Annotated in this window: 10 protein-coding genes, 1 tRNA gene and 1 pseudogene; 5 read left to right on the top strand and 7 right to left on the bottom strand. The window is 70.0% G+C overall.

Features of this window, described 5'->3' with window-relative positions; genetic code table 11:
* Nucleotides 1-167: pseudogene (locus ASG69_RS23140) on the top strand (TetR/AcrR family transcriptional regulator); the annotation flags it as partial.
* 39 nt (nt 168-206) lie between these two features.
* Here ASG69_RS23140 and acpS read toward each other — a convergent pair.
* Together acpS and ASG69_RS17595 are read right to left on the bottom strand one after the other, a co-directional pair.
* Nucleotides 207-599: a holo-ACP synthase AcpS gene (gene acpS, locus ASG69_RS17600; RefSeq protein WP_027505498.1), complete on the bottom strand. Its 393-nt coding sequence runs from the start codon at nt 597-599 to the stop codon at nt 207-209.
* Nucleotides 596-9,796 carry a type I polyketide synthase gene (locus ASG69_RS17595; RefSeq protein WP_056448918.1) on the bottom strand — a complete coding sequence of 3,067 codons (9,201 nt, stop codon included), beginning with the start codon at nt 9,794-9,796 and terminating at the stop codon, nt 596-598. Before ASG69_RS17595 ends, acpS begins: the two co-directional genes overlap by 4 nt.
* A gap of 451 nt (nt 9,797-10,247) precedes the next feature.
* Between ASG69_RS17595 and ASG69_RS17590 the strand changes: the two genes are divergently transcribed.
* The 4 genes from ASG69_RS17590 (at nt 10,248) to ASG69_RS17575 (ending at nt 11,886) form a co-directional block, all read left to right on the top strand.
* Nucleotides 10,248-10,931, top strand: coding sequence for a hypothetical protein (locus ASG69_RS17590; RefSeq protein WP_056448921.1), 684 nt, complete (start codon nt 10,248-10,250; stop codon nt 10,929-10,931).
* A gap of 12 nt (nt 10,932-10,943) precedes the next feature.
* Nucleotides 10,944-11,028 (top strand) — tRNA-Leu (locus ASG69_RS17585).
* Between the two features lie 70 nt (nt 11,029-11,098).
* Nucleotides 11,099-11,512 carry a transcriptional regulator gene (locus ASG69_RS17580; protein ID WP_200933852.1) on the top strand — a complete coding sequence of 138 codons (414 nt, stop codon included), beginning with the start codon at nt 11,099-11,101 and terminating at the stop codon, nt 11,510-11,512.
* A 59-nt stretch (nt 11,513-11,571) separates the two neighbouring features.
* Nucleotides 11,572-11,886, top strand: a complete 315-nt coding sequence (locus ASG69_RS17575) for a DUF3817 domain-containing protein (protein ID WP_374107253.1) — start codon at nt 11,572-11,574, stop codon at nt 11,884-11,886.
* On the opposite strand, the gene rdgB is transcribed toward ASG69_RS17575, so the two are convergent.
* The 5 genes from rdgB to ASG69_RS17550 all read right to left on the bottom strand — a co-directional run.
* Nucleotides 11,876-12,487 (bottom strand): RdgB/HAM1 family non-canonical purine NTP pyrophosphatase, encoded by a 612-nt coding sequence (gene rdgB / locus ASG69_RS17570; protein ID WP_056448927.1) that lies wholly within the window; start codon nt 12,485-12,487, stop codon nt 11,876-11,878. The genes ASG69_RS17575 and rdgB overlap by 11 nt on opposite strands.
* The gene (rph, locus tag ASG69_RS17565; protein ID WP_027505493.1) at nt 12,480-13,232 is read right to left on the bottom strand and encodes a ribonuclease PH; all 753 of its coding nucleotides are present in this window, start codon (nt 13,230-13,232) and stop codon (nt 12,480-12,482) included. The genes rdgB and rph overlap by 8 nt, the downstream gene beginning before the upstream one ends.
* 72 nt (nt 13,233-13,304) lie before the next feature.
* Nucleotides 13,305-14,063 carry a cyclic nucleotide-degrading phosphodiesterase gene (locus ASG69_RS17560; RefSeq protein WP_037185729.1) on the bottom strand — a complete coding sequence of 253 codons (759 nt, stop codon included), beginning with the start codon at nt 14,061-14,063 and terminating at the stop codon, nt 13,305-13,307.
* A gap of 91 nt (nt 14,064-14,154) precedes the next feature.
* Entirely contained in the window at nt 14,155-14,799 is a 645-nt protein-coding gene (locus ASG69_RS17555) for a rhomboid family intramembrane serine protease (protein WP_056448929.1), read from the bottom strand.
* 67 nt (nt 14,800-14,866) lie between these two features.
* Nucleotides 14,867-15,307 (bottom strand): P1 family peptidase (locus ASG69_RS17550; RefSeq protein ID WP_200933850.1); only part of this gene is annotated, 441 nt, incomplete at its 5' end.

Raw genomic sequence — 15,307 nt, 5'->3', positions numbered from 1 at the left:
CCCCACGTGCCCGCCGCAACCTCATGGCCGAGGTGCTCGTGCACGTCGTCTACTCCATGCTCAACTTCTCGGTGCAGGACGGTCAGAGTCACGCCGACGCCGTCGCCGAGCTGAAGCGCCTGATGGGCGCCTACCTGTTGGTGGCAGAAAAGGAGAGCCGACGCTGATCGCGTCGGCTCTCCTCTTCTCCGTCATTCGTCTGACGATCACTCCTCGAGGATCGCCACCGCTCCCGCCATGTCGCCGTCGTGGGTCAGCGACAGGTGGATCTTGACCGTCGGCAGGAACTCCGCGGCCATGCCGTGCAGCTTGATCGACGGACGTCCCCACGCGTCGTTGACGACCTCGATCAGCGGGTACGGGTTGTCGCCGATCTGGGGCGCACGAGCGAAACGTGATGCGGCCCAAGCCTTCAGCACCGCTTCCTTCGCGGCCCACCGCGCGGCGTAGTGCCGCGCGGGATCCGCACTGCGCGTGGCGGCGTGGCGGCGCTCGCCGGCAGTGAAGCTGTCGCGGACCATGGTGGTCCCGACCTTCTCCATCTGCTCGGCGAACTCCGAGACCGACACCAGATCCAGACCGACTCCCAGGATGCTCACTCGGCCACCGTACGGTAGACGTCGTCCGCGCCGAGGCGAGAATCTTCGCTCAGCAGCAGATCGATCTCGAGCTCGTGCTTCGCATCGCTCGACGTGCCGTCGTGGCCCAGTCGGCGATCCTCCGGACGCTCGTACAGCGAGGATCCGCCGCACATCGCCTCCATCAGCCGCCGCTTGCCGGCCACCACACGTGCCTGCGCCTTCGCCGTGTACTCCTCGCGCTGCGCGGCCGGAACCGCCTCGAGGAACGCCTGCGGGTGCACCACGGCGATGATGCCGGACACGTGGCCGAAGCCGAGGCTGGTCAGCAGTCCGGCCTTGAACGGCAGCCGCTCCCCGAAGCGCAGCGGTTCGCGTACCCAGACCAGGTTCTCGAACTCGGTCATCGTGTCGTCGACGCAGTCGAGACTGCGGTTCGGCGGCACGACGCCCTCGGCCAGCACCTGGCAGAGACCGATCAGCTGGAAGGCAGCGGCGCCGCCCTTGCTGTGTCCGGTCAGCGACTTCTGCGAGACCACGAAGAGGGGGTTGCCCTCCGTGCGGCCCAGTGCTCGGGCGAGACGCGTGTGCATCTCCGCCTCGTTGGGATCGTTCGCGTTGGTCGACGTGTCGTGCTTGGAGACGATCGCGATGTCGTCCGCGGAGACGCCGAGTGCGCTGAGCGACAACGCCATCGCCGAGTCCTGACCGCCGCGGGCAGCGCCGAGGGCGCCGAGACCGGGAGCCGGGATCGACGTGTGCACGCCGTCACCGAAGGACTGCGCCCATCCGACGACACCGAGGACGGGCAGGCCCATCTCCAGAGCGAGGTCACCGCGGGCCAGCAGAATCGTTCCGCCGCCGTGCGACTCGACGAAGCCACCGCGTCGACGGTCGTTGGCTCGGGAGAACCGGCGATCCGAGATGCCCTTGGCGTGCATCGCCGAGGCCTCCGCCGTCGCCGACATGTCGCCGAAGCCGATGATGCCCTCGGTGCTGAGGTCGTCGAACCCGCCGGCCACGACGAACGTCGCCTTGCCGAGCCGGATCTTGTCCACGCCCTCCTCGACCGAGACCGCCGCCGTGGCGCAGGCCGCGACCGGGTGGATCATCGCGCCGTAGGACCCGACGTACGACTGCACCACGTGCGCCGCAACGACGTTCGGCAGCGCTTCCTGCAGGATGTCGTTCGCACGAGCGTCACCCAGAAGGGTGTCGATGTACAGCGAGCGCATCGACTCCATGCCGCCCATACCGGTGCCCTGCGTATTGGCGACCAGCGAGGGGTGCGTCCAGCGCATGAGCTCGGACGGGGTGAAGCCGCTGGTGATGAACGCGTCGACCGTGCAGACGATGTTCCACAGCGCGACCCGGTCGATGGAGCTCGCCATGTCCGGCGAGATGCCCCACTTGGTGGCGTCGAATCCCGTGGGGATCTGACCACCGACCGTGCGCGTCAGCTTCATCTGACGCGGTACGCGGATCTCGGTGCCCGCCTTGCGCGTGACCTGCCAGTCACCCTCCGCGTTCTGGTTCACGACCGTCCGCTCGGGATCGGCACCGACGAAGGCGCGTGCCTCCGCCTCGCTGCCGACGACGAACGTCAGATCGTTGTCCAGGAACACCGAGGTGAGCAGCGGCGCGGTGTTGTTCACCATCGCGCCGTCGTCCTCGTACTGCCGGATACCGCAGCGTTCGACGACCGTGTCGTGGTACCGGTCGGCGATCTCCGCCTCGGGCACCAGATCGCCCGACTCGGCGTCGTACCACCCCGGCTTGGGATCGTTCTCCCAGACCACCAGACCGGTGTTCCACGCGAGTTCGAGAACGCCTGCCGCCGAGAGCTTCTCGTCGACCTCCATCTCGAAGCGGGTGCGTGCGCTGCCGTACGGCCCGAGCTCGCCCGTTCCGACGATGACAACCATCTCGGACGGCTCGATGTCCAGAGCGGTCCACGCGGGTGCTGCGGGCTGCTCGTCGAGCCGCGGCGGCGCGGGAAGCGCGTCGACGGTGGCGAGTGCCTCGGCGACGGCGTCGTCCGCGACGGCCTCGTCGGCCGCCTGCTTGGCGAGTGCGGCCAGATCGAGGCCCGCCTCGGCGAGGCCGCCGGTGAGATCGACCTCGAGCGGTGCCTGCGCGGCGGCGGTCCGGGACTCCTCGTCGCAGGTGGCGAGCAGCTGCTCGGCCATCTCCGCCGTGGACCAGGTGCGCACACCGGCTGCCTCGGCAGCGTTGGCCACCGGGTCGTTGTGACCCATGAGGCCGGTGCCGCGGACCCAACCGATACGGGCGTGCACCAACGTGACTCGCTCGGCCCAGGTGCGCTCCGCCTTCCAGCGGTTCACCACGGCGTCGAGCGCTGCCTTGGACTCGCCGTAGGCACCGTCGCCACCGAACAGTCCACGGTTCGGCGAACCGGGAAGTGTCACGTGTAGACGGGTGTCGACGTCGCGGTCGTGACCGATCTTCGACAGACCACCGATGAGACGCTCGACCGACCAGAGCAGGACGCGCATCTCCATCTCGGCGCGGGCACCGGCGTCGGACAGCTCGCCGGCGACCCGCGGTGCCGCGAAGGGGAACAGCATCGTCGGGGTGACGGCGGGCTTGACCAGCTTCTTCGCGCCACCGGCCGAATCGATCTGGTCGCTGCCGATCCACTCGATCAGGGCATCGACGTCGGCGTACGAGGCCATGTTCGCCGGGACCACCCAGAGGGCTGCTCCCGCAGTGGCATTCGTGCGGTAGAGCTCACGGTAGAACCCGACTCGGCTCTCGTCGAGACGCGAGGTGGTGAGGAAGACGGTCGCACCGCCGGCGAGCAGTTCCCCGGTCACCGCAGCGGCGATCGAGTTCTTGCTGGCGCCGGTGACGACCGCGACCTGTCCGGTCCAGCGGGTCGATGCCTCGGTCGACTGCGCCGCAGCCGACGCGATGGCGCCGTAGGTGGCCGCCAGGTCGCCGCGCCCCTGGGCGTCAGCCTTCTGCTGCCACCAGCTCGCCTGGGACGCGACAGCCGTGCCGGTTCCGGCGAAGGTGTCGACAGCGAGTGCCTGAGCCTTCTCGTCCCCCAGCCACAGCCGGGCGAGATCCTCACGCGCACTGGCCCAGCGGTCGTCGATCAGCACCGCCTTGCGGGCGTCGAACGACGGAGCGACCAGACGCGGCCAGTCGGTGCCGAGCTCGGTGGACACCAGGTCGACCAGCTCGGCCTCGCTCGCGTCCGCCTCGGGCAGGGTGAGGTTCTCGGCGAATCCGAGCTGCTCGAGGACCAATCGGGCCGCCGAGGCCAGCACTCCGCTGCGCCCGGTGATGTTCTCGGTGAACTCACCCAGGGCGGCCGCGTCGACGGTGCCACCGCCGCCGCTGCCCCCACTGGAGGGCATGGACACCTGGATGCCGCGTCGCTGACCGACCGCAGTCACGGCTGCGTCGATGACCGCGTCGACCGCGGCACCGTCGGCGACGGCACCGTCCGCGAGACCACCGAGGTCGCCGCCGCGGATCGATGCGCCGTCCCTGGTGCCGAGAGCGACCTCGGCGGTGACGTGGTGGGCCCACCCGTCACCGAGCTGCCACACCTTGGCGACGCGCTCCGCGATGGAGCCGGGACGACGTCCCGACGGTCCGAACACCTTGCGCAGGTGATCGTTCACCGAGTCGCTGAGCACCGGCCCGAACGGACGGTAGGTACGTGCCAGCTTGTTGACGGTGCCGGCGAGGGCACCCATGTCGGCGTCGGCCGCGCCGTCGATCGCGCCGAGCGACAGCTCGGAACCGAGATCGACGAGCAGCTGGTTACGCCGGGACGAGACGCCGTCGCACAGCGCCTCGATGGTGTCGGCGGGGCCGATCTGATCGATGCGGAGCTTGGTCCACAGAGCGATCAGCACGGTCGTGGCATCCGACGCCGTGAACGCGATATCGTCGGGACGTGGCCCACCGGCCGGTGCCGCAGGAGCAGCGACCGGGGCGGAGACGGCTGCCGGGGCAGCCGCCGGATCTGCAGCGGGAGTCTCGGACTCGGGCTCGTCCACCATCTCCGGATCGGTGTCCGTGGAGAAGACGACGGCCGCGTCGCGCTCGATGTTGAGCACCTCGACGGGGTGGCCGATGCGACCGGGAAGCTTGAGCGTGTTGGTCGCCAGGTTGGCCACCGTGGGAACGGATCCCAGACCCACCTCGACGAAACGCTCGATGCCCAGTCCGCCGTCAGACTCGTCGGCGAACAGCAGGTCCTGCGTCTCGATCCACCGGACCGGGCTGGCGAACTGCCATGCCAGCAGCTCGGTCAGGATCACGCGGCACAGATCGGCCGGGTGGGCGGCCCAGTCGTCCCACCGACCCAGGACGTCGGCCAGCGGCTCGGACGGCACCAGGTCGGCGATCTCCTGCACGAAGTCACGATCGAGCGTGAACAGACGCGGAACCAGGTTGGGGATGTAGCGGCCGACGAGGATCGACGGGTCGATCGTCTCCGGGAGCAGCTCGAGGAGACGAGCCCGGAAGTCGTCCACACCGCCGCGCAGAACGGTGGAGTGGAACGGGACGTCGATGCCGGGGACCAGGATGAAGGCCCGCTTGCCGCCGAACTCGGCACGGCGACGGTCGATCTCGCGCTCGAGCTCCTCAAGACCCGCGACGGTGCCGGCGATGGCGTACTGGGAGCCGCGCAGGTTGAGGTTGACCACCTGCAGGAACTCGCCGGTGCGCTCACCGATGGACTCGACGAATCCGATGACGTCGTCGTCGGCGAGGCCGACCTGGGACGGACGGATGGCGGCCATGCGGTACTGGCTGCGGCCCTTCGCGTCACGCGGGACCAGCTGGTGCATGGCGGAGCCGCGCTGGAAGACCACTTCGAGGACGGCCTCGAGCGGCAGGACCCCGGCGACGGCGGCGAGAGCGTTGTACTCACCGACGGAGTGGCCGGCGAGGAACGAGTCCTCGACGAACGCGCCGGACTCGCGGAGCTCGGCCACCTGGGCGACACCGAGCACGGCCATCGCGACCTGGGTGAACTGGGTCAGGTGCAGGACGCCGTCGGGATGACGGTGGGTCACTCCCCTGGCCCGCAGCTCGGTCGGGTTGTCCCGCACGACAGCGAGAATGGAGAAGCCGAGGGCAGCGCGGGTGTGCTTGTCCGCACGCTCCCAGATCTCACGGGCGGCCTTCGAGCGAGCCCGTGCGTCGAGTCCCATGCCGGGCTGCTGGATGCCCTGGCCCGGGAACGCGTAGACCGTCTTCGGTGCGGCGATGCGGCCGGTGGCCATCATGACCATGTCGCCGTCGACCTTGCAGGAGACCTCGACGATCTCGGAACCGGCCTCGTAGCCGACGCGATCGACGCGGACGTCGATCGAGGCGCCGGGACGCACCATGCCGAGGAAGCGCGTGGTCCACGCCGTGAGGCGACGCGGCGGAGTCGTCGCGGCCGGATCGACGGCGGTGACCACCTGCTGCGCGGCAGCCGAGAGCCACATGCCGTGCACGATGGGATCGCCGAGACCGGCGAGACGTGCTGCGGCGTCCGAGGTGTGGATCGGGTTGTGGTCGCCGGAGACCTGAGCGAACGCACCCATGTGACGCGGAGCCGTGATGGTGGTGTCGCGGCGACGGCGGCGCGGGGTCTCGACCAGCGCGTCGGTGACCGACCCGCCGGCGCGCGGCGGATCCGACAGCGTGCCGGTGCCGGTGCGGCCACGGATGGCGAACCGCTCGACGAGGGTGGCGACGACGGGAGCGTCGAGGCCCTCGCCCAGCATGGCGCCGATCTCGACGGAGACCTCGACCACGCGGCCGAGATCGGTGTCGACGACCTCGCCCGACTGCGCCTTCACCACCAGGATGCTGTGGTGGTCCGGCAGCGTGCCCATGAGATCGATGCGGTGGTCGAGGTGCACCAGGTCGAGCATGCCCTCGATGACGGAGCCGGCGTCGGCGGTACGCGCCGAGCCGAGCACGGCGAACACGGCGGGCCAGCACGCTCCGACGAGGACGTCGGGCACGGCCGAGTGGCCGACGCCGTAGTCCGCGGGGAGGCCGGAGCCGGTGACACCCGCATGGTCGGCGACGAGGTCGGGCGACCAGGCGATGTTGAGGCGAGCAGCGTCGCCCTTGACCGTCGGGAGTTCCTGTCCCGCAGCGACTCCGAGCAGTGCGGACATCGACGACTCGGCGTCCGCGTCGGTGACGAGCGGCGCTCCGCCGTCGACCGCCGAGGCGGGGACGGTGATCCGGATGTCGACGCTCTTGCCGGGCGAGAGCGGAACCGAGAGGAGCACCTGGTCCGAGCCGGCGACGGTCAGCGTGGCGCCGGTACGGGCGTGGGTGGCGGCCTCGTCGGACACGACGTCCCACTCGGACAGTGCACCGAGTCGACGAACGGGGTTGGGCGCGAGGCGCGATGCCCAGGTGATGTCCGGAGCGGCGAGCACCATGCCCACGAGACCGCCCGCGATGTCGGGATGACGGCGGGTGGCGACGGCGACGGAGTCCGCGCCGGAGCCGAGCAGGCGATCCGCGGTGGCCTTCTCGAAGCGGTTCAGCAGATCGCCGACCGGCTCGTTCAGCCGGTCGATGCCGGCGACTGCCACGGTGCCGGGGATGACGCAGACCTGGTCTGCCGAGTACCGCGCGTCGTGGGCCTGCCACAGCGAGTCACTGCGCCACCAGCGGCGGACGTCCTTGTCCACGACGGGAACGAAATTGACCGGCTTGCCGGGGATGCGGCACAGCGAGATGAAGAACGGCACGTCGGCCGGGTGCAGCTCGACCGTCGAGGCGTCGGGGTAGGCCGCGACGAGTGCCCGCAGGGCATCGGCGGGGCGATCGAGGATGTCGTCCTCGGCGAAGAGGGTGGGAACGGGGCCACGGTCGACGGGGTGCAGGCGGGCCTCGGCGCGCTGGAGCATGTCGCGGAAGCGGACGCGCCACGTGACGTCGAGCCACGGAGTGTCGGTGTCGATGTCGTGCCCGACGGCGAGCTCGAGGTAACGCTCGAGCCAGCGCAGGTACGTCATGGACGCGACGTCGCCGAAGTACGGCTTCGCGGTGGCGTCGAGAGCGGCGATGATCTCGTCGCGGCGGGCGGCCACGGCCTCGTCGTCGCCGGCGACCTCGTCGAGCAGACGACCGGTCCGCGAGGCGGCGTTGTCGATCTCGTGGATGTCCGCGCCGAGCTGGCTGCGGCCGGAGGCCATGCCGCCGATCGCGGTGCCGGCACCGACCCAGTCGGGCGTTCCGGGGGTGTCGACGAGGAGCTGCTTGACCTCGGGGGACGTTGTCGCCTCGAGCGTGGCCATCGCGGCGGTGCCGACGAGGATGCCGTCGAGCGGCATGGCCGGGAAGCCGGCGGCCTCCGACCAGCGTCCGGTGAGGTAGTCGGCTGCGCGCTCGGGAGTTCCGATGCCGCCGCCGACGCAGATGACGATGTTGTCGTGCGACCGCAGCTCCGCGTAGGTGGCGACCAGCAGGTCGTCGAGGTCCTCCCACGAATGGTGGCCACCGGCGCGGCCACCTTCGATGTGGACGATGACCGGGTAGTCCGGAACCTCGTTGGCGATACGGATCACCGCGCGGATCTGCGCCACCGTGCCCGGCTTGAAGCAGACGTGGCTGATGCCGACCTCGGTCAGCTCCTCGATGAGCGCGACGGCCTCGTCGAGCTCGGGGATGCCCGCGGTGACGACGACGCCGTCGAACGGCGCACCCGCCGTGCGGGCCTTCTGCACGAGGCGCTTCCCGCCGAGCTGCAGCTTCCACAGGTAGGGGTCGAGGAAGAGCGAGTTGAACTGCACGGACCGGCCGGGCTCGAGGAGCTCCTGCAGCTCGGCGACGTGGCCGGCGAAGATCTCCTCGGTGACCTGTCCGCCACCGGCGAGCTCGGCCCAGTGGCCGGCGTTGGTCGCGGCGGCGACGATCTTCGGGTCGACGGTGGTCGGGGTCATGCCCGCGAGCAGGATCGGCGACCGACCCGTCAGCTTGGTGAAGGACGTCTCGACGGCGGTGTACCCGTTCGGGAGGGTGACCACGGACGGGGCGAAGTCGCTCCACGGGCGGTCCACCTCGGGTGCGGCGCCGGGAGTGAGGAGGTTGCGGTGCCCGGTGCGGGTCGACGCGGCGACGACGCCCACGCCGTGGCCACTGATGTTCGATGCGGTCAGGCGGGTGAGGGCGTCACCGGGACCGAGGTCGAGGATCCACGACGCGCCCGCGGTGACCACGGACTCGGTCGCGGCGACCCAGTCGACGGGATCGACCAGGATGGCCTGCGCGAGTGCGCGGGCACGGGAGACGTCGACGCCACAGCGCTCGGCCCACTGGCCGACGACGTCGACGGCCTCACCCATCTGCGGGTGGTGGAAGCCGACCTCGATGTCGAGGGGTTCGAAGACGGGAGCGAAGATCGCGCCGCCACGTTTCTTGGCGTCACGCTCGCGGGTCTCGGTGGCCGAGATCTCCTCGCAGCGCTGCTGCACGCGGACGAGCTTGGTGTACGGACCGCTGAGGACGACGCGGCGGCGACCGTTGCGGATGGCGACGACGGCGGACGTCGTGGCGTCGTCGCCCGCGACCTCGTCGACGATGGCCTGCAGACGGACGGGGTCGACGGCGGAGACGGCGATCATGGGAGCCCGCTCGCCCGAGCCGATGAGGGCACGGCGGCGGCCGACGAGACCGGCTGCGGCACCGATGAGCTGCGCGACGGCCAGCAGTTCGGCGTCACTGCGTCCGAGATCGGCGACAGCCGCCTCGGCGAGGACACCCTGCGAGTGGCCGATGACGGCGGAGGGCGGAGTGGCGGTCCAGTCCAGTCCCTGCACCGACAGCGCGCGCAGTGCGGCGATCTGGGTGAGGAGGACGCCGGGGACGGAGACGGCCGCGGAGGCGAGGGCCGCGGTGGACGGACCGGCCGACGGATCGTCGGCGAGCTCCTGCTCCAGCATCCAGGCGATGGGATCGAAGCCGAGGGGCCGCACGACCAGGAGCTCCTGCGCCACGGGCGCGAGGATGTCGGCCGCGGTGTTGACGAGATCGGTGATCTGCGGCTCGAGTGCACAGTCCCGGGTCAGCTCGTCGAGGGTGGGCAACCAGGGCGCACCCTGGCCACCGAAGGCGAACGCGTACGGCTCACCCGCGACGAACCGCTCCGCGAGCGACTCCGCCCGATCGGTGGAGTGCTGGCGGTTGGGGGGAGTGCTCTCGTTGATGGTCACGCGTGCGTGTCCTCTCCTACCTCGGATCGCGAGGTGCTGGGTACTTCTGACGCTGGGCTCGTTCGACGTGGCTGGGTTGTTCGACGTTGCTGGGCCACCGGCGACACGAGACTCCGGGAGCCCGAGACGGTGGGCAGTCGTCATCGACGGACCACTCGCATCTCGTGGGCTCAAGGATGACACGGAATCATGAGGAATTCCTCACGTTCTGTTTGACGTCCTAGTGCTACCCGCGGGTACGTCGTGATCGTGGCCAGAAACGGCGGCTCAACTGACCCGAAAGTAGGGTCGATCGCTGCAGACCAGGGCGGTTTCTGCGGGCGCGGAACCTGAGGGATTCCCCGTGTTCATCGTTACCAATTCGTTATACAAGCGGACGGGCGGTTCCTGTCGGACCGTCCGCCTACCTTCCTGATCGCACACGTCGTGCACCGAGACCGGGGGGACTCACATGACCGACACCATCGCAGCGCTCGTCGACCGTTCGACGCGGACTGCCACCGCTACCGCCGTCGACGCGGTGATTCCACGGGAGACCTGGCCGTTCTGGTTTCCGGGGTGGGCCGGGGACGTCGAGGCCGCTCTCCTCGACGCCGTGTTCTCGTCGAGAGCGACGTATGGCGGTCCCACCACGGGAGTGCGCCGGGTGATCGCCGCGTGGCGGCGCTCGCGATGCGGCGCGGTGGACGATCTCCGCGCTCTCACCACGCTCGATGCCGACGTCGTGGACAACCGGCAGCGGGTTCCGGGGAATCACTCGACCAAGGCCGACGCCGCGCGGGCCGTCGCCGCCGCACTGCTCGCAGTCGGGGTGACCAGGGCGACGGACGTGGACGGGTCCGAGACGCAACACGACGCGTTCGTCTCCGTCGCAGGTGTCGGCGAGCTGTCATGGGAGTGCTTTCTCGGCGCCCTCGGCGTCGCGTCACCGCTGAGCGACGCCGGGGTCGACGACTTCCTGCGCGTGACACTCGCCGTGACCGTCGACGGAGTCGAGGACCGGAACGCCGTCCTGGATGCGGTTGCTGGTGACCTCGACACCGATCGCGCGACGCTGCGGCACGCGGTGTGGCGCTACCAGCGTTCGCTCGTCCGCAGGCCGCGGACCCGCGAGGTGCCGGCCGAGGTCGTCTAGACTCACCTGCACGCGCGAGTGGCGGAATGGCAGACGCGCCACACTTAGGATGTGGTGTCCGACGGACGTGGGGGTTCAAGTCCCCCCTCGCGCACCAGCAGGTGAGTCCCACCACGACCCCTACGACGCGGTGTCGTTGACCGTGCGCGGTCCGGTACCGTCGTGGTGTGGATCAGAGCCGGGACACCACCTCCAGGACGCGCCGCCCAGCACTCATCGTGCTGGTCATCGTCGCTGCCTGCGGATGCCTGGCGCTCGGGTACTGGCAGTGGGAACGATTCGAATCGTCGTCCGGCACGGGTCAGAATCTCGGCTACGCCTTCCAGTGGCCCCTCTTCGCCGCCTTCGTCGTGTTCGCCTACCGACGGTTCGTCCAACTCGAGGACACCGTGGACGAACCGGTGGAGTTCACGGTGATCACCGAGATCCCCACCGACCTCCTCCCGCAGCGCCCGACCGCTCGGGCGACCCGCGTGTCCGACGACACTGCCGACGACGAGGAGACTCGTCAACTGCGGGAGTACAACAGCTATCTCGCGGAGTTGGACGCCGGCCGCGAGAACGACAGGAGCACTTCGTGAGCACCGCAGAACCTCGCCCCGCCGCTCGAAGCACCGGGGGTCGGCCGACCGACCGGCGGATCGAGCCCGCACTTCTGCGCTATCGCGTTCTCGCCTACGCCACCGGCGTCTGGCTGCTGGTGCTGACCGCGGAGATGGTGGCCAAGTACATCTTCGGCGTCGAGAACCTGCCCGGGTGGATCGCGATCGTGCACGGCTGGGTCTACTTCGCGTACCTGATCGTCACGCTCGACCTCGCCGTGAAGGTGCGCTGGCCCGTCGGCCGCACCATCGGCACGCTCCTCGCCGGCACCGTGCCGTTCCTGTCGTTCGTCATCGAGCACCGCCGCACCCAGCAGGTGAAGCGGGACTTCGCCGTCCGACCTACTGCGTGAGCGCGGTGATCTGAGGGAGCAACCGGCGCAGCGCGACGCCGCGATGGGACGACGCGTCCTTCTCCGCAGGCGTCATCTCGGCAGCGGACTGCCCGGCACCGTCCGGAACGAAGATCGGGTCGTAACCGAATCCACCGCTTCCGGCACGGGTTCTCGACACACTCCCCCGCCACTCGCCGCGGACGACGTGCTCACGTCCGTCCGGCAGCACCAGCGCGCAGGCGGAGACGAACGCCGCACCGCGCCGCTCGTCCGGCACGTCGGCCAGTTGCGCCAGCACCAGCGCGGTGTTCGCCTCGTCCTGGCCGTGCTGTCCCGACCATCGCGCCGACAGCACTCCGGGCATGCCGTTCAGCGCGTCGATCGCGATCCCCGAATCATCTGCCACACACGGCATTCCGGTCGCGGCAGCGCCGTCCCGAGCCTTGATCAGAGCGTTCTCCTCGAAAGTCGCCCCGGTCTCGGGAGTCTCCGGGTACTCGGCGACCTCGTCGAGCCCCACCAGTTCCACGCCGCCGACCTGCGCGGCATCGAGCACCCGCCGCAGTTCGGCGAGCTTCTTCGCGTTGCGGCTGGCGACGAGGAGCCGTACGTCAGGCACCGGGCAGCTCACCGGGGTAAGGGGCCGCGAGAGCCTCCTTCTGGATCGCGAAGATGCGCTCGCAGCCGGCGAGGGCATTGTCGAGCATGGCGTCGAGGGTGGACCGCGGGAAGGTCGCGCCCTCGCCGGTGCCCTGGATCTCGACGAGTGTTCCGGTGTCGGTGGCCACGACGTTCATGTCCACCTCGGCGCGGGAGTCCTCCTCGTACGGCAGGTCCAACCGGACGCGGCCGTCCACCACGCCGACCGACACGGCAGCGATGGCGCAGGAGATGGGCTGCGGATCGGCGAGCTTGCCGTGAGCCGCGAGATAGGTGACGGCATCGGACAGTGCCACGAAGGCACCCGTGATCGCCGCGGTGCGCGTCCCGCCGTCGGCCTGCAGCACGTCGCAGTCGAGGGCGATGGTGTTCTCACCGAGAGCGGCGAGATCGATGCAGGCCCGCAGCGAGCGCCCGATGAGTCGGCTGATCTCGGACGTGCGTCCGCTGACCTTGCCCTTCACCGATTCGCGGCTGTTGCGGGTGTGCGTCGCGCCGGGAAGCATGGCGTACTCGGCGGTGAGCCAGCCGAGCCCGGATCCCTTGCGCCACCGCGGCACCCCCTCCTCCACGCTGGCGGTGCACATCACCCGGGTGTTGCCGAACTCGACCAGCACCGATCCTGCCGGGTGCGAGGTGAAACCGCGGGTGATGGTGATGGTGCGGAGTTCGTCGTCTGCTCTGCCGTCTTCTCGTGTGGACACGCCTGCCACCCTAGTCGGGTCGCCGACACGGCCCGGGGACGGACTGCCGCGCCCCGAGGGACGTGCGAGCGGTCAGACCTCGACGACGTAGCCGGGTGAGACGGCATGCACCGGACCACCGAACTCGGCCTTCGCCTCCGCGACGACGTCCTCGCGTGACGTCCACGGCGGGATGTGGGTGAGCAGCAGTTCCGAGACCTCCGCCATGGCCGCCAGCCGGCCGGCCTCGGTACCCGAGAGGTGTACGCCCTGAGGGCGATCCGCGGCGTGTGTCCACGACGCCTCGGCCAGGAGCACGTCGGCCCCGGTCGACAGTTCGACCACCGCGTCGCACATTCCGGTGTCCCCGGTGTAAGCCAGGACGGTTCCACTCTCGGTGGTGATGCGCATGCCGTAGGACTCCGGCGGGTGGTACACGCGTCGCGGCTCGATGGTCAGCGCACCGAACGTCACCACGGAACCGTCTCGGAGGTACCGCAGATCGAGGGTGTCCGACATGTCGTCGATCCGGCCACCGCTCTCCGCGGACGCCACGCCCAGACGGAACGCCATGTCCGACGGCCCGAGGACCACGGCACGGCCCTCCACCGCAGTGGGGCCGTACCGGCGCCAGACCAGCAGTCCGGGGACGTCGAGGCAGTGATCGGCGTGCAGGTGCGACAGCAGCACGTGCACGTCGGCGGGGTTCACGTACTTCTGCAGGGCACCGAGAACACCGGGCCCGAAGTCCATCACGAGCGGAGCGGTGTCGGGCGCCTCGATGAGATATCCCGATGCCGGCGAGTCCGGACCCGAGACACTGCCCGAACAACCCAGAACCGTGAGACGCATGGGTGTCATGCTGCCACGCGCGGTGAGAGGTCCGAGAGAGTTCGGCGACACACCGTGTCGTGAGATGTCCGAAGGGTGCGCACGGCTCCTGTCACCGGTGCAGGGTGGGCGACGGCGGGAGCGTGCGCGCGGCGCGTTGCCGACGTGCGGCACCGGCGAACATCCAGGCCGCCAGTACTCCCGCGAGTGCGCCGAACAGGTGGCCCTGCCACGACACGTCCTCCTGCGTCGGGAGCACCCCCCACAACGCGCTGCCGTAGACGAGCAGTACCAGGACCCCGACGAGCAACTGCCCGAGATCGCGGGCGAAGACGCCGCGCACGATGAGGTAGGACAACCACCCGAACACGATGATCGAGGCGCCGACGTGCAGGGACGCGGTCTCGCCCGTCAGCCAGGTGCCCAGCCCACCCACGATCCACACCACCGCGGTGACGGCCAGACCGCGCGCGATGCCCGAGAGCATCAGCACGAATCCCAACACCAGCAGCGGAACGGTGTTGGCGAACAGGTGGTCCCACCCGTGGTGGAGCAGAGGGGCGAAGGCGACGCCCTGGAGACCGTCGACCGATCGGGGGCCGATGCCGTGCCGGTCGAGGGCGAGACCGGACGCCACGTCCACCGCCTCGATGACGTACAGAACGGCGACGAAGCCACCGATCACCATGGCGGCGCTCGCCCAGCGCGAGCGTCGCGGCTGCGTGGCCGGCTGCGCGCCGGAGGTTCCGAGGGTCATGGCGTCCCCGATCGTGAGGCGAGAGGTGATGTCCGGTTTCGACGATACTCGAGAGTGCGGGTCGGGCTCACGCGCCGGAACTCGGGAACACGTCCCGATAGGCGGGAACCCCGGCCACCGCCGTCGCGGCGAGGATCGCCCGCGCGATGGCGCGCTCGACCACCGGGGCGACCGCCGCGCACACTCCGTCGAGCACGGCCAGATCGGGCATCATCATCGGCATGTCCACCTCGGCGGGGCGGGCGGCCGCCCGTCCCGTCGCGATGGCGAAGATCGTGTCGCCGTCCAGCGGCGAGTGGGCCGGTCGGATCGCGCGTGCGAGCCCGTCGTGTGCGGCGACGGCCACCCGCCGGCACTCCGACTCGGTGAGCTGCGCGTCCGTGGCGACGACGCCGATGGTCGTGTTGAGGGAGGTGTCCTTCGGCGCGAGCTCGGCGGCCGCCCGCACGTCGTCCGCACTCGGGGTTCGCAGGCCCACCTCCGGGACGGACGCCGCACTCCACAGGAC

Origin of the sequence: Rhodococcus sp. Leaf225 (genome assembly GCF_001426145.1) — a bacterium.
Lineage (GTDB): Bacteria > Actinomycetota > Actinomycetes > Mycobacteriales > Mycobacteriaceae > Rhodococcoides.
The sequence above is the reverse complement of the archived record's forward strand: the minus strand, read 5'-3'. Positions and strand labels throughout refer to the sequence as shown.